The 19,405-nt window shown below is 65.9% G+C and carries 18 protein-coding genes, 2 tRNA genes and 1 pseudogene; 10 read left to right on the forward strand and 11 right to left on the reverse strand.

The window, feature by feature from the left end:
- The 3 genes and pseudogenes from GOAMI_RS22800 to GOAMI_RS21535 form a co-directional block, all read left to right on the forward strand.
- Nucleotides 1-1,804: DUF3696 domain-containing protein (locus GOAMI_RS22800; RefSeq protein ID WP_157228362.1), on the forward strand; the 1,804-nt coding region annotated here is incomplete at its 5' end.
- A gap of 1,264 nt (nucleotides 1,805-3,068) precedes the next feature.
- Nucleotides 3,069-3,869: an SGNH/GDSL hydrolase family protein gene (locus GOAMI_RS21530; RefSeq protein WP_006438744.1), complete on the forward strand. Its 801-nt coding sequence runs from the start codon at nucleotides 3,069-3,071 to the stop codon at nucleotides 3,867-3,869.
- Nucleotides 3,862-4,750, forward strand: a pseudogene (locus GOAMI_RS21535) (exodeoxyribonuclease III). The gene GOAMI_RS21530 and the pseudogene GOAMI_RS21535 overlap by 8 nt, the downstream one beginning before the upstream one ends.
- 16 nt (nucleotides 4,751-4,766) lie before the next feature.
- On the opposite strand, the gene GOAMI_RS21540 reads toward GOAMI_RS21535, so the two are convergent.
- Nucleotides 4,767-5,582 carry a class I SAM-dependent methyltransferase gene (locus tag GOAMI_RS21540; protein WP_006438747.1) on the reverse strand — a complete coding sequence of 272 codons (816 nt, stop codon included), beginning with the start codon at nucleotides 5,580-5,582 and terminating at the stop codon, nucleotides 4,767-4,769.
- A 173-nt stretch (nucleotides 5,583-5,755) separates the two neighbouring features.
- On the opposite strand from GOAMI_RS21540, the gene GOAMI_RS21545 reads away from it, so the two are divergent.
- Nucleotides 5,756-6,430, forward strand: coding sequence for a winged helix-turn-helix transcriptional regulator (locus GOAMI_RS21545; protein WP_006438748.1), 675 nt, complete (start codon nucleotides 5,756-5,758; stop codon nucleotides 6,428-6,430).
- Between the two features lie 51 nt (nucleotides 6,431-6,481).
- On the opposite strand, the gene GOAMI_RS21550 is transcribed toward GOAMI_RS21545, so the two are convergent.
- From GOAMI_RS21550 to GOAMI_RS21565, 4 genes are all read right to left on the reverse strand, one after another.
- A complete protein-coding gene (locus GOAMI_RS21550; protein ID WP_006438749.1) occupies nucleotides 6,482-7,465 on the reverse strand; it encodes an alpha/beta hydrolase in 984 nt (327 codons plus the stop codon).
- Nucleotides 7,466-7,580: 115 nt separating this feature from the next.
- Nucleotides 7,581-8,381, reverse strand: a complete 801-nt coding sequence (locus GOAMI_RS21555; RefSeq protein WP_006438750.1) for an ABC transporter permease subunit — start codon at nucleotides 8,379-8,381, stop codon at nucleotides 7,581-7,583.
- Nucleotides 8,378-9,292 carry an ABC transporter ATP-binding protein gene (locus tag GOAMI_RS21560; RefSeq protein WP_006438751.1) on the reverse strand — a complete coding sequence of 305 codons (915 nt, stop codon included), beginning with the start codon at nucleotides 9,290-9,292 and terminating at the stop codon, nucleotides 8,378-8,380. The genes GOAMI_RS21555 and GOAMI_RS21560 overlap by 4 nt, the downstream gene beginning before the upstream one ends.
- A gap of 7 nt (nucleotides 9,293-9,299) precedes the next feature.
- The gene (locus GOAMI_RS21565) at nucleotides 9,300-10,424 is read right to left on the reverse strand and encodes a magnesium transporter CorA family protein (protein ID WP_024498769.1); all 1,125 of its coding nucleotides are present in this window, start codon (nucleotides 10,422-10,424) and stop codon (nucleotides 9,300-9,302) included.
- Between the two features lie 145 nt (nucleotides 10,425-10,569).
- Here GOAMI_RS21565 and GOAMI_RS21570 point away from each other — a divergent pair, with 145 nt between their 5' ends.
- On the forward strand, nucleotides 10,570-11,817 hold the full coding sequence (locus GOAMI_RS21570; protein ID WP_006438753.1) for a hypothetical protein: 1,248 nt from the start codon (nucleotides 10,570-10,572) through the stop codon (nucleotides 11,815-11,817).
- On the opposite strand, the gene GOAMI_RS21575 is transcribed toward GOAMI_RS21570, so the two are convergent.
- On the reverse strand, nucleotides 11,791-12,291 hold the full coding sequence (locus tag GOAMI_RS21575; protein ID WP_006438754.1) for an acyl-CoA thioesterase: 501 nt from the start codon (nucleotides 12,289-12,291) through the stop codon (nucleotides 11,791-11,793). The two genes, GOAMI_RS21570 and GOAMI_RS21575, sit on opposite strands and share 27 nt — an antisense overlap.
- Before the next feature lie 199 nt (nucleotides 12,292-12,490).
- Here GOAMI_RS21575 and GOAMI_RS21580 point away from each other — a divergent pair, with 199 nt between their 5' ends.
- Nucleotides 12,491-13,486 (forward strand): alpha/beta hydrolase, encoded by a 996-nt coding sequence (locus GOAMI_RS21580; protein WP_035760424.1) that lies wholly within the window; start codon nucleotides 12,491-12,493, stop codon nucleotides 13,484-13,486.
- Here the strand turns inward: GOAMI_RS21580 and hisC are convergent.
- A complete protein-coding gene (hisC, locus tag GOAMI_RS21585; RefSeq protein WP_024498767.1) occupies nucleotides 13,483-14,550 on the reverse strand; it encodes a histidinol-phosphate transaminase in 1,068 nt (355 codons plus the stop codon). The genes GOAMI_RS21580 and hisC overlap by 4 nt on opposite strands.
- A 117-nt stretch (nucleotides 14,551-14,667) precedes the next feature.
- On the opposite strand from hisC, the gene GOAMI_RS21590 reads away from it, so the two are divergent.
- Together GOAMI_RS21590 and GOAMI_RS21595 are read left to right on the forward strand one after the other, a co-directional pair.
- Nucleotides 14,668-14,759: transfer RNA gene (locus GOAMI_RS21590), tRNA-Ser, on the forward strand.
- Between the two features lie 36 nt (nucleotides 14,760-14,795).
- A tRNA-Arg gene (locus GOAMI_RS21595) sits at nucleotides 14,796-14,868 on the forward strand.
- A 115-nt stretch (nucleotides 14,869-14,983) separates the two neighbouring features.
- Here the strand turns inward: GOAMI_RS21595 and GOAMI_RS21600 are convergent.
- A complete protein-coding gene (locus GOAMI_RS21600) occupies nucleotides 14,984-15,751 on the reverse strand; it encodes a DsbA family protein (protein ID WP_081598287.1) in 768 nt (255 codons plus the stop codon).
- A 103-nt stretch (nucleotides 15,752-15,854) separates the two neighbouring features.
- Here GOAMI_RS21600 and GOAMI_RS21605 point away from each other — a divergent pair, with 103 nt between their 5' ends.
- Together GOAMI_RS21605 and GOAMI_RS21610 are read left to right on the forward strand one after the other, a co-directional pair.
- The gene (locus GOAMI_RS21605) at nucleotides 15,855-16,541 is read left to right on the forward strand and encodes a DsbA family protein (RefSeq protein ID WP_006438758.1); all 687 of its coding nucleotides are present in this window, start codon (nucleotides 15,855-15,857) and stop codon (nucleotides 16,539-16,541) included.
- Nucleotide 16,542: 1 nt separating this feature from the next.
- Nucleotides 16,543-17,442 carry a cytochrome c biogenesis CcdA family protein gene (locus GOAMI_RS21610; RefSeq protein WP_006438759.1) on the forward strand — a complete coding sequence of 300 codons (900 nt, stop codon included), beginning with the start codon at nucleotides 16,543-16,545 and terminating at the stop codon, nucleotides 17,440-17,442.
- Between the two features lie 26 nt (nucleotides 17,443-17,468).
- Here the strand turns inward: GOAMI_RS21610 and GOAMI_RS21615 are convergent, their stop codons facing one another.
- Genes GOAMI_RS21615 through GOAMI_RS21625 form a run of 3 tightly spaced genes read right to left on the reverse strand, consistent with a single transcriptional unit; the run spans nucleotide 17,469 to nucleotide 19,380 of the window.
- The gene (locus tag GOAMI_RS21615) at nucleotides 17,469-18,428 is read right to left on the reverse strand and encodes a M56 family metallopeptidase (protein ID WP_006438760.1); all 960 of its coding nucleotides are present in this window, start codon (nucleotides 18,426-18,428) and stop codon (nucleotides 17,469-17,471) included.
- Complete coding sequence (locus GOAMI_RS21620; protein WP_006438761.1) at nucleotides 18,428-18,838, reverse strand: BlaI/MecI/CopY family transcriptional regulator; 411 nt, start codon at nucleotides 18,836-18,838, stop codon at nucleotides 18,428-18,430. Before GOAMI_RS21620 ends, GOAMI_RS21615 begins: the two co-directional genes overlap by 1 nt.
- Complete coding sequence (locus GOAMI_RS21625; RefSeq protein WP_006438762.1) at nucleotides 18,835-19,380, reverse strand: hypothetical protein; 546 nt, start codon at nucleotides 19,378-19,380, stop codon at nucleotides 18,835-18,837. Before GOAMI_RS21625 ends, GOAMI_RS21620 begins: the two co-directional genes overlap by 4 nt.
- Nucleotides 19,381-19,405 lie beyond the last annotated feature (25 nt).

The following is a 19,405-nucleotide window of genomic DNA, read 5'->3' on the forward strand; positions in this document are numbered from 1 at the left end:
CTCGTCGATCGGTGTAGTCGAGGCAGTCGTTTCGATTCCCGCATTCGCATTTCCGAACGTAGGTATAGCGACGAATCTCTGGCTTTTACGGGGGAGAAGTGCGGTCCTGCGCGAGGCCGTTCTTGTAGTGAACGGTGCCGCGTTCGCTGACGGCGGTAGAGGCGCCAGGCAGTCCTTCCGTGAAGAAGCTATCGACAAGATCGTGAACATTGTCCAATCGTGGCGCTCTGAACGGTTGGTGCAGACTGAAGCGCACATTGCAATGGCTGTTCCGGTTGAGGTGATCGACCCTGCGAGTGGGATTGATCCGCAGGCAGTGCTGGAGGCCCCTCCGATCGAGGATGATATCTGTCCTGATCCCCCCGGGCATCTCATGTCACATCTGACTTTGGGTGGATTCAAGTCTTTCGGGCCAAAGGTGACTGTGCCGCTAGCGCCACTGACACTCGTGTTCGGCGCGAACTCGGCTGGCAAGTCGACCATTGTTCAATCGCTTCTCCTTCTTCGCCAATCACTGCAGAGTCGAGGTTTAGTTACCCAGGGTCCTGACGCGAACGTGGGCAGCATTGCCGGCGCTGCTCACAAGCACGCATCAGACGAGGTTTGTCTCGGGTTCGGATTCAGTGCCCCGATGTGGGAACTGCCTAGCGCCGGAACGCCGGACCCGTCGCTGCCCCGTGAAATCGAATTTCGCTTTGCCGCTGGACCAGGCCAACGAGGCGAGCTTCGGCTGATGCGAACTAAGTTCGGTCAGCACGACGTCACGTTGACTCCCTTCTCAGACCGCGAAGAGTTCGCTCTTAGGTTCGCTGAAGTACGGGACGTCTTTGAAGAGCTTGCCCTCGGAACGCTCCTGTACCCATTCGATACGCGCCAGGCTAGAAGCGACAACCCGGGTGAAGAGGCGAACCGATCCCGTCAGCGGCGAAACCATGGTCGCTCAATTCACCGACGAGCCGCCGTCGACGAGCTGAGACTTCGTGGCGAGGGCCTGTTGCCGACGGGCCGCATAGTCGACGATGTGAATACATCACGAACGTCGGAACGAAGCTCGAGTGTGCTGAAGTCGTATGCAGACCGTATGGCACGCCTGGCAGCAGGAGTTGGAGTTGAGGCCCAGACCATCCTCGCTAGCTTGACGCATCTCGGCCCGCTTCGATCCGCACCGCGGCGGTTCTACGACCGAGGAGGGGGTGCGGTACCTGGTGATGGCCGTGATGTCGCGCTGTTTCTCTTCGACAATTCGGCAATTACGGAGCACGTCAATCAGTGGCTCACGACGCTCGAGGTTCCGTATCTGCTCGATGTGCTCCCCGTGCAAGTGGCCGGGATTTCAGATTTGGTAGGTGACCTCGTTGCCCTCACCCTCACCGATTCCAGGTCTAAGGTCACGGTCACGCCGGCAGATGTCGGATTCGGAATTAGCCAGGTCTTGCCTATCGTCGTCGAACTATTGGCCAAGACCGAGTCCTTAATTTGTGTTGAGCAGCCTGAGACGCACCTACATCCGAGGCTTCAAGCGAGGCTTGCAGACTTGTTCATTGAGTCCACGAGTTTGGCGGGGCGCAGAAATCAGCTAATCGTAGAAACGCACAGTGAGCATCTGATGTTGCGGGTCCAACGCCGAATTCGCGAAGGCGTAGTTTCGCCGGAGCAGGTCAAGGTGCTGTATGTCGACCAAGATGAAGATGGTGTCGCCTACGTAAAGCCCCTTCGTCTGGACGAGCGCGGAGACTTCATGGACGAGTGGCCCGCGGGTTTCTTCGATGAGCGACTGGATGATCTGATTGGCGGCCTGCTGTGATCGCGAGAGTGGCGATCGGTAACCAGGCAGTCATCGATCTCGGAAACAACCTTCCGAGATGGCTGGCGAGGGACAACCATGATCGGGTGCTGAGAGCGATTGCTGCGCACGGAACGATCGTCTTTGGGTCCCCGAATGAAGTCTCGGAGTTTAACCGGCTACTCATGGAGGGTGGTCTGCCGCCCGATGTGAGCAGGGCGTGGCGCGAGCTCCTGATTAGGTTCCTTAAGTCGCCAAAGCGCGTAGTTGCATGTCGGCCACCATTGTCGCCGATCGCGAACGCAATGGAATTGACTGAGCTCGCTCGAGATTGGGGCGCGTTTGCCGACATAGCAGTGGTTGACAATGCCTCGCTGGCACGATTTGGAATTCCTGAAGACAAGGGTTCCATGTCGGTTGAGGGGTCAGACTTTGAGGTAGCAGCTGCCGCCGCGTTTCCGTCTTGCCCCCGGCTAGCGAGGTTCCGAGACCTTATGGATGTCGGTTTAGTGTCACCCGGAAGCCAACGAGAGATGTTCTGGCGTGACGTGATTGAACCGCTGTCACGCTGCTCGTCAGCTGTCTCGGTCGTAGATGGGTACCTTTTTGGGCGGTTATGGGACGACCGCCGAAATCCCGATCACGTTGTGTGGCTGCTCGAGCACCTCGATGATGTAGTCATCGATCAGGCGACGGTGACGCTCTTCAGTAGGAAGGGCGATGGATCTTCTGCCAATGCGATCGGCGATCGCATTCTGCGAAAGTGGGTTCGTTCCAGCGAACGCAGGATCAGCTCGTTACGCATTGTGCTCGTCCCAGATCGGGTGTGGATGAACGGCAGACCAGGTCAGCGTGGTCCAATGCCACATGACCGACACATCCGCTTTAACGTCGGAGGGGCAATCGGGATCTCAGCGGGGCTAGATAGACTCTCGAACCCAACAATCTGGGACCCGAATGGCATGAAATGGGACTTCAAATGGGATCCAAGGGCTCTGGAGCCACTCAGTTTGGCGGAGGGTCGGTGTTCACACGCTGCCGGAGCTGATATCGAGGATATCGACGTTCTTGGCTAGTCCGATCGTTGCTTCCGACCTCAAGTTGGCGCTCGAACAGGATGGACTGCTAGTGAGCCCGGTACCCACAATTCACCCACAACTTTGCGTGATTCCGATTGATCGGCGCTGACGTGGGTTCACCATTTATGCAGGTAGTTGGCCAGATCAAGTTTTCTGCCAGGTGCTTCTGCAGGGTTCAAATCCCTCCGCTTCCGCCAAGAGGGCCGATGGGGCGGCGGATTATCATCTTCGCCGTGCAGTACTCGCGTTTCGTGGCCATCGGTGACAGTCAGACAGAGGGTCTGGGAGACCCTCACCCGGAGTGGGAGTTCCGCGGCTGGGCCGACCGCCTCGCCGAGCGGATGGCGGCGTTCAACCCGGATCTGCAGTACGCCAACCTGGCCATCCGCGGGAAACGCACGCGGCAGGTTCTCGAAGATCAACTCGAGCCGGCGCTGGCCCTGCGACCGGACCTCATCGCCGCACCGCTCGGCATGAACGACGTGATCGGCCGCTCCGACCTCACCCAGGTGCACGAAGACCTCGACACGATCTATCGCCGGCTCGCGGATTCAGGCGCCACGGTCATCGTGTCGACCTTCCCGAACATCGTCCGCACCATCCCGTTCGCCGCCCGCAAGGAAGCCCGGCTGCTGGAGCTCAACGAGATGAATCGCGGGTTCGCCGCGACCTACGGCTTTCTCCTCGTCGACCTCCATGCTGCACCGGTGCTGACCGATCCGCGGTCGTGGTCGTCGGACCGCCTGCACGCCTCGCCGTTCGGACATGAGCGGTTCGCCGACGCTGCCGCGCACGCCCTCGGTCTGCCCGACAGCACCGCAGACTGGGGCAGCCCACTGCCACCCGCTCGGGCACCGCACCGGGTGGCCGCCCTGGCCGGTGACACCCGGTGGGCGGTGGAGTTCTTCACGCCATGGCTGATCCGCAAGTTCCGCGGGGTCTCCCTCGGCGACGGCCGTGAACCCAAACGGCCGTCACTGACCCCGATGAACGTTCGCGATGTCTGAGGGCGGGAGAGTGTGCGACACCGGCCTGACCGTTGCGTCGTTCAACGTCAACGGGATTCGGGCGGCACGGCGCCGCGGGTTCGACGACTGGCTGATCCGGCGGAACCCGGACGTGGCCGGCCTACAGGAACTGCGGTGCGGTGCCGACGACGTCGGGGAGTTCGCCGGTTACACCGCAGCGATCGACGTCGGCACGATCCCGGGACGAAACGGGGTGGCGATCCTGACGCGCACGGCACCTGCCGCGGTGCGCACCTGGCTGACCCATCCGCCGAAGGCACGCGGGCTGAACGCTTTCGCACACGAGGGGCGGTACGTCGAGGTCGATCTGGCCGACCGGCCGCTGACCGTCGCCAACATCTACCTACCCAAGGGAGGTCTGCCCGCGGAGTTGCAGCGGCCCGGCTCGATGCGGGAGAAGCCCGACGGTGGCGCCAAACATGCACGCAAGCAACGGTTCCTGGCGGGGTTCGCCCGCGAACTGCAGCGCAACCGGCTCGCGGCACAACGCGCCGGGCGGGAGTTCCTGCTACTCGGTGACCTCAACGTCGCCCATCTCGAACACGACGGTCACCAACTGGCGCGCCGCTCGCAAGATGGAGGGCTTCCTGCCCGAGGAGCGGGAGTGGTTCGGTGAGATCACCGGTCCGCGCCGCCTCGTCGACGTGGTGCGTGCGCTGCACGGCGACCGACCGGGGCCGCTGACCTGGTGGAGCTGGGCGGGGGAGTCCTTCGTCAAGGACGTCGGCTGGCGGATCGACCACCACCTCGCGACACCCGGACTCGCGCGTCGGGCGCAGCGGGTCGAGGTCGACAAGGAACCCGCGCCCGAACTGCGGCTGTCGGATCACGCGCCGCTCGTCGTCGAATACGCCGAGTGACTCTGCGAGGGCGGGGTCAGACGACGGTGAGCACCGCCTGCAGGTACTCCCACTCCATGTGGCCGTCGGTGAAGTAGCGGTCGGCGAGCTCGGCGATGGCGGTGTCGAGTTCGGCGACGCGGGTCGGGTCGTCGGCGATGTTCCGGTAGGTCACGATCGTCGGGCCGTAGTAAGCCTTGAAGAAGTCCCGGAACGCGGCGCCGTCGGAGAACTCGTCGATCTTCACCGTCGTGGTGGTGAACCGGTGATCGGTCACTCGGTCGCCGAAGAGGGAGCGCACGTGGTCGGTGCTGCCCCACAGCGGGCCGGGCTGCGCTCCGGGCGGCGGCGGTGGTGCGTACGGCTTCATCACGCCGAACAGCTCACCGATGAAACCCGTTGGCGTCCAGTTGATCAGACCGATCCGTCCGCCGGGTCGTACAACGCGGACGAGTTCGTCGGCGCACTTCTGGTGATTCGGCGCGAACATGACGCCGACGCAGGACGTCGCGATGTCGAAGTCGTCGTCGTCGAACGGGAGGTCCTCGGCATCGGCGGTGCGCCAGGTGATGCCCAGATCGCCGTGTCGCGATTCGCCGGTCTCCAGCAGCTCGGGCGTGAGGTCGGTCGCGACGACGTGTCCACCGGCCCGGGCCGCGGGCACCGCGACGTTGCCGGCCCCGGCCGCGACGTCGAGGACCTTCTCGCCGGACTTGATGTGCAGCGCGTCGACGAGTCGCCTGCCGAGCGGGGTGATCAGGTCGGCGACGGCGGGATAGTCGCCCGCCGCCCACAGTTTGCGATGGCGCGCCTTGATCTCGGCGTCGAACGGCGTGGGCTGGGTCGTGGTCATGATGTGTCCTCGTCGTGGTCGTGTCGATGTTCGTATCCGGACACCACGAGCTTCCGCCGTCGGGGCGACTTCCCTCTAGGCCAACATCTGTACCGACTCCGGTTCACATTCTGTACTGGTCATCGTGGTGCGGCGGGTGTGTACTTGGATTCATCGACGCAAGGGAGGATGCGATGACGTCGTATGGACAGTTCTGCCCGGTCGCCAAGGCCATGGAGCTCCTCGACGAGCGCTGGACGATCCTGATCGTTCGCGAAATGCTGCTGGGCAGTCGTCATTTCAACGAACTACGACGCGGCGTCCCGAAGATGTCGCCGGCGCTGCTCACCAAGCGGCTGCGCAATCTGGAGCGGGCCGGAGTCATCCGCCGGTCCGAGGTCGGTGGTCGTTCGGTGTACTCACTAACGGACATGGGTGAGGAACTGACCACGGTGGTGGAGGCGTTGAGTGCGTGGGGGATTCGCTGGGTCGGCGATCTCGGAGACGCCGATCTCGATCCGCACCTGCTGATGTGGGACATGCGCCGGACCGTCCCGGTCGATCAATGGCCGCGCCGTCGAACCGTGGTGCAGTTCATGTTTCGCGATGTGATCGGCAAGGCGCGCACCTGGTATCTGGTGGTCTCGGGGGACGACGCGCAGGTGTGTGACTTCGATCCCGGTTACGAGGTCGACGCCACCGTCGCGACCGATTTGAGAACCCTCACCGAGATCTGGCGCGGCGACATCGACTGGCGGTACGCGCTGAGCACCGATCGTGCCGAGATCACCGCCCCGGCGGAGGTCGCCCGAGAGGTGCCGGCGTGGATCGGACAGAGTGTGTCGGCTGCGATCCCGCGGCCGGCGTGACCTCGATACGGTCCTCGGCTGGCGCCTCGGACCTACTCGGCCGGCGGGATGTCAGCGCAATCCGACCGAGCGCATCAGGATCGGCCAGGACACGTGCAGCTCGTCCTTCCAGTACCCCCATTTGTGGGTTCCGCTGGGCCGCAGGTTGGTGGTGTAGGGGATGCCGAGCCGGGACAGGCGGTTGCTCATCTGTCCGGTGCAGGACCAGCTGCCGAACTCGCCGATGATGCCCTGGACGGTCTCGCCGATCGGGTCGGCGACCAGGTTGTTGTACCGGCCGGGGACCCCGTTGCCCGACGACATGTAGATGGTCTTGCCGCGGAGCTTCTCCGCGTTCACATAGGGATCGTGCGCGCTCCACTCCGGATCGCCGAACGGGCCCCACATGTTGGTCGCATCGCCGCCGCCGCGGCTCACGTCCCACCGGGTGAGCAGCTGGTTCTGCGGGCTCGAGATGTTGGCGCAGTCGCTGTAACCCGCCACTCCGCTGTACAGCGCGGGCCGTCGGGTCGCGAGGGTCAGTGCCGCGACCCCGCCCATCGATGCCCCGGCGATGGCGTTGCGCCCGTTGCCGTCGAACTCATCGTCTATCAGCGGGGGCAGTTCCTCGGTCAGGAACGTCTCGTACATGTACTTCTTGCCGACACCGGGATCGACTGTGCGCCAATCGGTGTAATAACTGTGCGGATCGCCGACCGGCGTCACGACCGTCAGCTTCTCGCCGGCGGCCAGCTTCTGCAGATCCGTCATCGCGTACCAGCCCGACTCCTCGTCGTGGGCTTCGGCGCCGTCGAGCATGTACAGCGTGGGCCGTTTGGTGTCACCCGCCGGATGTTGCACGTCGACGGTGATCTCGCGGCCCATCGACGGCGACCAGACCTCGAGTCGCTCGCGGCCGTCGAACGCCGTCGTCGACACGATGCGCGCGGTGTCGTCGTCGGCGAGCGCCGACGGAACACCCGGGATGAGCGCAAGCGCGACGAGGGACGCTCCGACCGCACCCGCGGCCCCGGTCAGTGTTCGGCGTCGTTGCATGCGGCATCCCCTCGTCGGCGATCGGTCGACCTGTCGAGTATGGGGCAGATGTGACTGGAGGGACAGGTGTTGTGATCTGATCGCAACGAGCGAGGCAGGCGAAGAGGTTGGCCGCCTAGGCGACGTCGCGTCGCAGGGTCGTGAGCCGGCCGACGACGGCGAACGCCGCGATGTAGACCAGCATCACCACGGCCCCCGCCCACTGGGGGAGGAGATCCGAGGCGCCCTCGCCCATGCTGGCGAAGAAGGTCGTACCCACCAGGGCATCGGCAGCCGAACCGGGAAGGAACTTCGAGACCGACGTGGTGACGTCGAAGGAGCCCAGGGCGATCCGGGCGATCGGCTCGACGAGCTGGGTGAATGCCAGCAGGATGACGATCGCGGCCACCTGATTGGAGACCACCGCGCCGAAGGCGACGCCCATCGCCGTCCACAACACCATCACCAGCATCGACAGGGCGATGACCTCGATGGTCGAACCGTCGCCGAGGAAGGCGCCGTCGCCGAGGATGGCGAGGATCGGGGCGACGGTCGCCACGACCGCGAGCGTGCCGAGGATGCCGTACAGTGCACCGATCGGAATGCCCGCGATCAGCTTGGCCGACAATAGGATTCCGCGCCGTGGCTCGACCAGGAGGCTGGCGGTGATGGTCTTGTGGCGGAACTCGCCGGTCACCGCCAGGCTGCCGATGACCAGGGCGAACACGTAGCCGATCGGAGAGGTCAACGCGTAGATCGACCGCGCGAGATCACCGCCCGACAGCAGCACCGGACGGTTCATGGCGTCCTCCGCGGTCATCGAAAAGGCAAGGACCGCACCGATGAACGCCAGATAGCCGACCATGGCGATGAGCAGCACCCACCACATCCGGGTGGAGACGAACTTGCGGTACTCCGCGACCAGTGCCGCCTTCATCGCACAGCTCCCATCGACGGTGTGGGCGAACCGGTCAGGTGCAGGAACACGGTCTCGAGATCGGCGCCGGCGTCGGTGAGTTCATGCAGTTCGATACCGGCGCCGAATGCGGCGGAGCCGACGGTCGCCGTGTCGACACCGTGCACGCGGAAGCCGCCGGGGGCGTCCTCGATCCGCCAGTCGCGCTCGCGTGCTAGGGCCACGAACGACGCGGGGCCCGGGGTGCGGACCCTGACCGCGTGGACGGCGAGGTCCTCGAACTCGGTGAGGGTCGACGCCCGGACGAGTCGACCGTTGCTGATGACCACCACATCGTCGACGGTGCTGCGCACCTCTGCCAGAACGTGACTCGAGAGGAGCACCGTCCGACCTTCGTGAGCCAGCGATCGGAAGAGTCCGCGTAGCCAGACGATGCCCTGGGGATCGAGGCCGTTCGCCGGTTCGTCGAGGATGATGACCCGGGGATCACCGAGCAATGCCGTTGCCAGGCCGAGGCGCTGACGCATACCCATCGAATAGCCGCCGACCCGGCGGTCCGCGGCCTCGGTGAGCCCGACGAAGTCCAGCACCTCCCGGCACCGCGCCGTCGACACCCCTACCTGTGGGGCCAGAGCCTTCAGATGCCACAGTCCCGTGCGGCCCGGGTGGAAGCTCGAGGCCTCCAGCGCCGCCCCGACTTCCTGTGCGGGCCGGCGGATCTGCCGATACGGGCGGTCGCCGATGAGGGCGCGTCCGGCCGTCGGTTCGACGAGACCCAGCAGCATCCGCAGGGTGGTCGTCTTGCCCGAACCGTTCGGGCCGAGGAAACCGGTCACGCGTCCCGCCGCGACCGTGAAGGACAGGTCGTCGACCGCGGCGACCGCACCGAAGCGCTTGGTCAGTCCGTCGATCGTGATGGCAGGAGAGTTCACCGTCGTGTCACAACCAATCGCGGCGTCGGAAGGAGATGTAGAGACTCAGCACGACAACAACTATCAAACAGATACTCATGATGAAACCGAATGTGTTGAGATATCCCGGGAATGGCACATTCTGTCCGTAGAAGCCGGTGATGGCGGTCGGTACCGCGATGATCGCGGCCCATGCCGTGAGCTTCTTCATCACCGTGTTCAACCGCGCGTCGGCGAGCGTCAGGTTCGTCTCGAAGACGGTCGTGATCATGTCCCGCAACGACTCGGTCCACTCCGACGCGCGCAGGGCATGGTCGTACAGATCCGAGAAGTGCGGATCGAGTTCGGGCGGGGCGTTGTTCTCGAAGCGACGCCGCTGGATGCCGGCGATCACCTCGCGCATCGGTAGGACCACCCGCCGCAACACGACGAGGTCCTTGCGGAGATCGTAGGTGCGGCGCTGGAGTTCCCGCCCCGGGACGCGCTCGTCGAAGAGCAGCGCCTCGAGGTCCTCGATCTCGTCGTCGAGCCGCTGGACCGCGTCGAAATGTCCGTCGACGACGACGTCGAGCAGGCCGTGGACGAGTGCGCCCATGCCGTGTTGCATCGCGCTGCTCTCCGTCCAGCGCCGGACCACCTCGTCCATGTCGAACCCCGGCGTCGGGCGCACGGTGATCAGGGCGTTCCGCTTGACGAAGATCGAGATGCGGTGCAGGTCGAACATTCGCGCGTGACCGTTCATCGACGCGCGGAAGTCGGTCCCCGACACCCTCTCCGACACCTCGTCGGACGGCTCTGCATCGGCGTCGGACGAGGCGTCGCCGTCGTGCAGCGCGATCGCGTAGACCATCACGAACGTGTGGCCCGAGTACACCACCGTCTTGACCCGTTCGGCCGCCGCGACGGTGTCCTCGACCGCGAAGGGATCCAGATCGATCTCTGCGGCGACCCGCGACAGCGTCTCGTGGGAGGGGCATTCCAGGTCGGCCCAGATGAGGGTGTCGGGATCGCCGGAGTCGAGGCAGTCGGAGATCACGTCGAGGTCGAAGCCGTCGGGGTCGAATGCACCGACGGCCTCGCCGTTGCGCCAGATCTGGCCGCGTACCCGCTCGCTCGCAGAGTGTCCGGTACCGGCCGCGACGGAATCGGTCATGCGCACATCGTGTCATCCCGGACCACCGGTTGGCCTCCGGGGGAGATCATGGTCACCCAGGCGTGTCGGAGACCGCGGGTAGCATCGAAGCCGGTGTCTGCAGATACGGGGCGCGGACCGATTCTTCCAGTAAGGCGGCAGTGGCATGGTCGACAAGGGCCCGGAAGGGCAGGGCTCGAGAGGGCACCGGCGGATGCCCGCGCGCACGAGCGATCAGATCCGCGAGTGGTGCGACCGGTCGTCGGTGCCGGGTGAGCGGCGCGAGCTGTCCGACACCGCCGCACTGCTGGTGGCGGCGGGCTACCTGACACCCGGGGGCCGCGCGATCGTGGTGCGGAGGATCTCCACCGGCCGGCCGATGCCGACGGTCCCCGCCGGGTTCGGCGACCTGCGCCGCCTGCAGCGGGCGATCTTCCAGCTCGAACACCAGTTGTCCAGCCCGGTCGTGCCGAGCGTCGTCGGCGCGGTGCTGAGGAACCGGTTGAACGGGCTGCAACGGCGCCGCGACGACGCGCGCAAGTACATCGTGACCGCCAAGGGCGTCCTCGCCTCCGGGACGCGGGCGATCCGCCGCGAGCGCCGCGAGAACATCTATCTCGAGATCGAGGATCGCGAGCGGCTCTTCGCCGGGCTGTTGTGCACGCCGACACCCAACGTCAACTCCTCGGGCTACGTCCGGCGCGCGGGTACTGCGGCCATCGACCGCATCGCCGGCGTCGTCGGGCAGGTCGCCGCGAAGTCGGGCAATCCGCAGGCCGGGCAGTGGGCCGATCAGCTGTTCGCGACCGGACGCGACGTGCCGGGCGGGGCCCCGCGGGCGGCGAACTTCGTCGACGGCTACGAGACCCTCCTGTTCATCGCGGGGCACTACTACGACCGCATCGTCGGCAACCCCGCATGGCGCTCCGACCACTTCGAGGTGCAGCGCACCCAGGTCAACCTGCACGCCGAGCTCGCCGAGATCGCCGCCGACGTGATCGCCCTGCGAGCCGTCCGCATCGACCTCGACCGCGCGAAACGCAACGGCGGTTTCGATCGCACCTTCGCGGCCCAGATCGACCAGCGCGAGACCACGCTCCGGCCGGTGTGGACCGAACTCATCGATCGTGTGCAGGCGCTCGGCGAGGTCGCCCACGTCGTCGAGTCGGCGGCCGACGAACTCCAGGTGCTCGCCGAATACAACAAGGCGATGACGCTGGACGACCGCATCGACGCGCTGATCGCGCGGTCGGGTGATCGGGAGATCTCGGTCGACAACGCCAAGCGTCTCACCGAACAGGTGCGCAGCGGCGAAGAGCAGCTTCGGATCTACCGAGATGTGTTACAGGGCAACATCGCCCGGATATCCCCGGCCGTGCCGCGGGAGCTACCGGCCCGCTACGAGCCGTCGTGACCAGGCCTTGAGGTAGTCCTTCTCCTCGGAGCTGAGGCGTCGAAGCGTGTGTTTCTCGACGTCGACGACCGCCATCTGCGTGCTCGCCACGCACGCCGGCCGGCTGTCCGGGTCGGCGGTCGCGCCCCGGATCTCATAGCCGATGGTGAAGTCGACCGACCGAAAGTTCTTGATCCACATACCGATTAGCAGCGGCGAGTCGTCGTGTCGGAGTTGGGCCTGATATCGGATGTCGACGTGGACTATCATCGCGCTGGTGATCAGAGGGGCGTACTCCTCGCCGGCGCTGAGAAGCCATGCGATGCGGGCCTCCTCCATGAGAGTCACCATGCGCGCGTGATTGATGTGTCCGAAGGCGTCCATGTCCGACCACCGGACCGGGATGTCGGCGACGAACGCGTACCCGTTGTCGTTCAGATCCCCGTCGTCGGGCTTGTCTTTCGGTGAGTTCTGCCCGCTCGGAGGTTTGTGCATCGTCGACTTTCGCTCGGGGACACCGTTTGTGTGGTGGTTGGTATCGGATCGGCCACTTTCGCGACGTCTCGACCTGCCGACCGGCAGGTAGTCTGACAGTCTAGATGTCGCCACGCGTCCAGATCGGTCGGCGCGGAGCACATGCATGGCGAACGAGGACTTCCGGTGCGGTCGGGGTTTGCCGGGTAGGGAGTTTGACATGAGATCGAGGCGCTTGATCGCGGGTCTTGCCAGTCTGGTGATGACGGCTGCGTTGACCCCCGTGGTGGCCCATGCAGCACCGCGGGCAGTCGAACCGAAACCTGTCGCCCGCATCGCCAAGGCCGTGAAGATGAGTGCCCTGCGCACCGACATCTGGGTGTTCTCGCCGGCCATGAACGACCGCATACGCGTGTCCGTGCTGACTCCCGCGGGTGCCACCTCTCCGCGGTCGACGGTGTACATGCTCGACGGCGCCGGTAACTACAAGGACGTCAGCGACTGGATCACCAAGGGACGTGCCGGCCGGTTCTTCGCCGACAAGAACGTCAACGTGGTGCTCCCCGCCGGGGCATCGGGGACCTTCTACACCGACTGGAAGCAGCGGGACGCGAAGCTCGGCAAACCGATGTGGGAGACGTTCCTGACCAAGGAGCTGCCACCGCTCGTCGACGAGAGGTTCAACGGCAACGGGCGTAACGCGATCATCGGCCTGTCCATGGGCGGGCAGGCAGCGTTCGCGCTCACCGTGCGGAACCCGGCGATGTACACCGGTGTCGCATCCCTCAGTGGTTGTCCGCCTGTGTCGGGCCCGTTCAACGAGGCGTATGTGCGCTCGACGGTCGGCCGGGACGGCGGCGACGCGACCAACATGTGGGGGCCCTTCGGCTCCGCCGGGTGGCGTGCGCACGATCCGAACCACCATCTGGACAAACTCCGCGGGAAGAACATCTTCATCGCCGCGGGTTCCGGTGCGGTCGGTCCGCTCGACCTGCAGCGCCGGATCGAACCCGAAGAAGGGTCTCGCGACGTCGTGACGGCGTCGTCGTCGGCTCTCGAGCTCGGCGCCTACCGTTGTTCGCTGGAGTTCGCGGTGACCCTGCGCGCCGCGGGCATCCCGTACACCGACGGCTTCCGCCTCATCGGCACCCACACCTGGGGTTACTGGGAACGCGACCTGGCCGTGGCGTGGCCGACGATCGCACGCGGTCTCTAGGCCCGCGGGCCGTCCCAGTTCTCGGCGAACCGCAGGAAGACGTCGTCCTCCTCGGCGTTGGTGACCGTCACCCGAACGCCGTCACCGTCGAACGGTCGGACCACCACACCGGCGTCGACGCCGGCACGCGCGAAGTCCATCGCCGCGGCACCCAGATCGAGCCAGACGAAGTTGGCCTGTGAGTCGGGTACCCGGTAGCCGGCGGCACGCAGACGTTCGGTGACGCGAGCACGTTCGGCGACCACGGCGTCGGTGCGGGCGAGGAGTTCGTCCCCGGCCTCGAGGCTCGCGATCGCGGCGGTCTGGGCGAGGCTGTTCACCGAGAACGGCACGTGGACCTTTCCCAGCGCGGTGATGACCTCGGGGTCGGCGATCGCGTAACCGATGCGGAGGCCGGCGAGGCCGTACGCCTTGGAGAAGGTGCGCAGGATCACCAGGTTGGGGAACTCCCGACGGAGTTCGAGTGCGTCGTAGGCCTGGTTCTCCGGCAGGCGCAGGTACTCGAAGTACGCCTCGTCGAGCACGACGAGGACATCCGACGGCACGTTCTGCAGGAACGTGCGGAGGTCGGCCTCCCCGACGACCGTGCCGGTGGGGTTGTTGGGGTTGCACACGAAGATGAGGCGGGTGCGTTCGGTGACAGCTGCGGCCATCGCCTCGAGGTCGTAGGTCAGGTCGTCGGTGAGCGGCACCTGAACCGGCGTCGCACCCGCGACGCGAGTGGCGAGGGGATATGTCTCGAACGAGCGCCACCCGAACACCACCTCGTCGCCGGGTCCGCTGGTGATGAGGATCAGGTTCTGGCAGAGGATGACCGATCCGCAGCCCACCCGGACCTCGTCCTCGGTGACGCCCAGCTTCTTGGACAGCGCGGCGGTGAGTTCGACGATCCCGTTGTCGGGATAGCGGTTGACTCCCGCCACCGCCGCGGCGATGGCCTCGATGACGCTGGGCAGAGGACCCTCGGGGACCTCGTTGCTCGCGAGCTTGACGGACCCGGGAAACGTCTTGCCCGGTACGTACACAGGAAGGTCGTCGAGATCGGGTCGGATTCGCAGGCTCACCAGACCAATGTAGGCCGCACCGCGGAACGGGCAAAAACCGGCTCTGACCAAACGGTTTGCTTGTGGACGCGAAGGGTGTGTAACCTTTCGTCCGGCAGTTCGAAAGGACTCCGCCAAGGAGGCGTGCCAGAGCGGCCGAATGGGACTCACTGCTAATGAGTTGTCTCGCTAAAACGGGACCGGAGGTTCAAATCCTCTCGCCTCCGCCACCGCAGTCGGCCGACGGCGGTACAACTGAATAACACGCGCCCGTAGCTCAACGGATAGAGCATCTGACTACGGATCAGAAGGTTTGGGGTTCGAATCCCTACGGGCGCACAGAGAATCCCCAGGTCGATATGGCCTGGGGATTTCTACATGTGGGCGATGGTAGGTGTCCACTCCGCTGACCCGACCGCCCATGGGCTAGGCACCTCACCCCGGCTGGGACTGCCTATCGTGCGGGCCGAACACCTTCGATGACATCGATGAAGACCGGCAACGGCATTCCCGCCAGCAGCGGGGTGCCGTTGATCCAGAACGCCGGCGTCGGGGGTATGAACAGACTCTTCGCGAGGCGGAGGTCGGACTCGATGTCGAGGTCGAAAGTGCCACCGCGCATATCGCTTCCGAACCGTTCGAGATCGGTGACCCCCGCTCGCCGGGCGAACGCCGTGAGTGACTCTTCGGTGAATTCGGGTTGCCGGTCTGCCGGGGCGCCCTCCATCACCACCCGTACGAATTCCCAGAACCGGTCCTGAGCGGCGGCCGCTCGGCCGGCACGCGCCGCGAGCCAGGATTGCGGCCCCGCCATCGGGGCGTCGCGCCACTCGACGCGGAGTATCCCGGTATCGACGTAGCGGTCGACCAGTGCCGGCTGGATCTCCCGGGTGAACACGATGCAGTACTCGCAGCGGAAGTCCTCGAAGACCACCATGGTGACGGGAGCGTCGGCGGCCCCGAAGACGAGCGGGTCGTCGTCGGTACGTCGGGGGACATCCCCGGCCGGACCCAGGTTGGTGTTCATCATCATCGTCGCCGCCGGTGCGGTGACCTCAGGGGCCGACGGTTCCTCCCAGGGTCGCGTCAGCGCCGCGGTGACCAGCGTTGCCACGAGCACGGCACCCAGCGCCACGGCCCATCGCGAGCGTCGGGTCGTGCGTCGTCGTGGTCGCCCACCGTCGGGGCCCGGGGTTCGGGTCGAATCGCCAGAAGAACTCACGTGCCCACTATGCCCGACAATCAACTAAGTTCCATAGTCGATTACTATCTGGCTTAGTAATCGACTCGAAGCGGAGGCATTGTTGACCGAGAAGCGTTCACCCGTGACGTTCTGGCTGGTGGCGGGCGTCATCGTCGCAACAGCCATCGCCCTGATCGCCTTTGTGGTGGTCATAGACTCCGACGACCCGCAACCTCCTGCGCGGGCCGGTACCGACAGCACCGGTGACTACCTCTACGACATCGGCCTCGAACGACGCGACCCACAGGATCCGCTGGCGTTGGGTCGGGTGGATGCTCCGGTCACCTTGATCGTGTTCACCGACTACCAGTGTCCGTTCTGCGCCAAGTGGTCGCACGACACGCTGCCCACGATGATCGAGCGTGCCGAGGCAGGAGAGCTGCGCATCGAGTTCCGTGACGTCAACGTCTTCGGCGAGGCGTCCACACGGGCCGCCCGGGCCGCGTATGCGGCTGCGCTGCAAGGGCGTTTCCTCGACTATCACCACGCCTTGTATCCGGAGGGTCGGCCGCGGAAGGGTGACGGGCTGTCCACGGAGGGCTTGATCGCGACGTCGGCGGAGCTGGGACTCGACGTCGACCGCTTCCGGTCGGACATGGAGTCTGCGGCGACCCGGAAGGCAATCGCGGAGAACGAAGAACTGGGGGCCGCCGCCGGCGCCTACTCGACCCCGTCGTTCATTCTCGGCGGACAGCCCATCGCGGGTGCCCAGCCGACCCAGGTGTTCGTCGACGCGCTCGACGAACTGACCACCGCGGAAGGCAACTAGCGTGGATGTGGGCTTGATCGCCGCCTTCGCCGGCGGCGTGCTCGCATTGCTGAGCCCCTGTGGCGCACTGCTGCTCCCGGCGTTCTTCGCATCCTCGGTGGGCGCGCGCGGGCGACTGGTCGTGCATGCCGCGATCTTCTACGCCGGACTCCTGATCACACTGTTGCCGGTGGGGATGGGTGTCGGAGCGCTGGCGTCGAGACTCACCGAGCACCGATCGACGATCATCGCCGTCGCCGCACTTCTCATCGTGATGCTGGGTGTGCTGCAGCTCTTCGGTCGAGGCTTCGACCTGGGCCGGTTGGTTCCGGGTATGTCCCGGGTACAGCAGCAGTCGATGGCACGCACCGGGCTGGTGAAGACGTTGTTGCTCGGTGCGGTCAGCGGGGTCACCGGGTTCTGCACCGGACCGATCCTCGGTGCCGTGATCACGATGGCCGCGTCCCGCGGAATCGGCGGGGCCGCACTGCTGCTCGCGGTGTACGCACTGGGGATGGTGGTGCCGCTGTTGATCCTCGCCGTGCTGTGGACACGAATCGGGGAGGCGGGGCGCGCACGACTTCGTGGACGCGAGGTGTCGCTCGGACGTCTGCGGTTGCACACCACCCACCTGATCGCCGGTGGCCTGCTGATCGCCGTCGGCGTCGTGTTCTGGCTCACCAATGGGTTCGTCGGGGCCCCGGAGCCGATCGGGATCGACGCCCAGGGCTGGCTACAGAACGCGGCGGGCATGCTGGCCACACCGATCGTCGACATCATCGCGATCGCGGTGCTGGCCACGGTGGTGCTCACCTGGTGGTGGCGTCGATCGAGTAGGGCGCGCGTGGTCGGTCGGCCCGACGCAACGGGCCTCGACGACGAACATCCGTCCGCACGATCAGTCGCGGCTGAGGAGGCCTGACCGACGACGGCCCGCACGCAGGTGGCTCACCGGATGCAGGCGTTGGCGGCCATCAGGTAGGAGGCGTAGATGCTTGCGGTGACCAGTGCCGAGAACACCATGAACGCGACGATCGCCGCAGTAGGGACCGCGCCCCGACGTGATCCGTCGGCGACCGCCACGAGCTGTCCGATCCGGTCGGGTCCACCGGCGTGCAGTGCACCCGGGACGTGGGTGCGGTGCCCGCCGAGTTTCAGGAGCGCAGTGGCGAGCGCCGGGGTGCTGACGGCGTGGCGGGCCGCGTTGTCGGCCGCGATCTCGAGATAGTGGGGCACCGCCTCGACGATCGAGTCGAGCAACGGCGACCATCGCAGTGGGGCACCGAGTGCGCCGACGACGAGTGCGATCAGGTGATGTCGCTGGCGCAGATGGGCGCTTTCGTGTTCCAGCACCGCCCTCAGCTCCACGCCGTCGAGGAGCTGGACGGCACCGCGAGAGATGATGATCCCGCCACGGCGACGGGGTAGCGCGAACACGACGGGCGTGGCGTCGTCGAGGACCCGGACGCGATGGCCGGCGATCTCCCCGGGGGTGGTCACGGCGGCGAAAGCGGCTGCGGTGGCGCGCGTGCTCATGGTCGAGCGGTACACATACCGGGCGCCCACCCAGCTTGCGGTGAGAACGATGACCACCGGTGCGAGGAGAAACAAGACGGTCGGTAGCGCCGTCTCGACGGTGCCGGTCGACCACGGGCTCGCGCTGGCAAGGCAGCGCTGGCACACCTCGGCCGCTCCGGACGGCAGGATCTGGGGGCCGCGGAGCACCCAGGCGAACATCGGTCCGATCGCGAGTAACGCGCCGGCCCACAGCGCGGCGCAGGCCATCAGCAGGCCGGTTGCCACACGCGGCGCCCGGGACAACGCGGGCGCGGCGCGACGTAGAGCGCGCGGACCCAGCCAACCTGCAGCGACGAACGCGGCCACCACCACCGCCACGGTGACCAGCATCAGCTCTGCTCCGGGGGGTCGTCGGCATGTTCGGTGACGTATCTGCGCAGCACCTCGATGTCGGTCGGCGAGAGCGCCTCGACGAAGTGCAGCATCGACGACGCGCGGTCTCCGCTGGTGGTCAGCGCATGCTGCATCAGCTGAGCCGCGTACTGGTCGCGGTCGTGCACCGCCCGGTGGCGCACCGATCCGCGCCGACGGCTGGCGGAGGTCATCCGCTTGCGCTCGAGATTACGCAGCACCGTCGCGATCGTGGTGTACGCGGGCTCACCGGGCAGCTTCTCGATGATCTCGCGAATGGATTGCGGGCCATCGGCCCAGAGGATGTTCATGACCTGCTGTTCGAGCGCACCCAGACGCGCGGGTTCGGGCGCCGGACGGTCGGCGGCACCGGAGCGTTTCGTGCTCATCGCGGCACGGCCGCAACCGGGTCGGACCCAGGAGCGTCGAACCTGATCCGGCACCCCTTCTGTTGCGCACGGAGTCGCTCGGTCAGCGCCACCGCCGACAATCCCACTGCCGCGACCGCCATCACGGGTTGCATGGGCGCGAACCAGGTCATCGCCCCCGAGGAGCCCAACGTCAGCACGACGAGTTTGTTGCAGACCGGACAGCCCACGGCGAACCAGGTCAAGAAGCCACCGGCCATCCCGAGACGCCCGGGACGGTCCGCGTCGGTCGCCGTTCCTGGGCTGCGAACGTAACTGGCCACCAGCAGTCCACCGAGGACCGCGCTGAGAACGAGCACCGGCGCGTTCCACCACTCGGGACCGATCGACCGGACGAAGACGGGGTTGGGGATGAGCGCTGTGGCGAGGGCGATGACCACGCCGATCACCGCGCCGGCGATCACCGCCACCACCATGTGCCGCACCGACCAGGCGGAGAGGCCCTGCTTCAGGATCGACGGCGCCTCGCGCAGGTAGCGCTGCATCGGCATCAGGAATCGCACATCGGCCAGTATGCCTCATCCTCGA

It is taken from the genome of Gordonia amicalis NBRC 100051 = JCM 11271 (assembly GCF_000332995.1).
Taxonomy (GTDB): domain Bacteria; phylum Actinomycetota; class Actinomycetes; order Mycobacteriales; family Mycobacteriaceae; genus Gordonia; species Gordonia amicalis.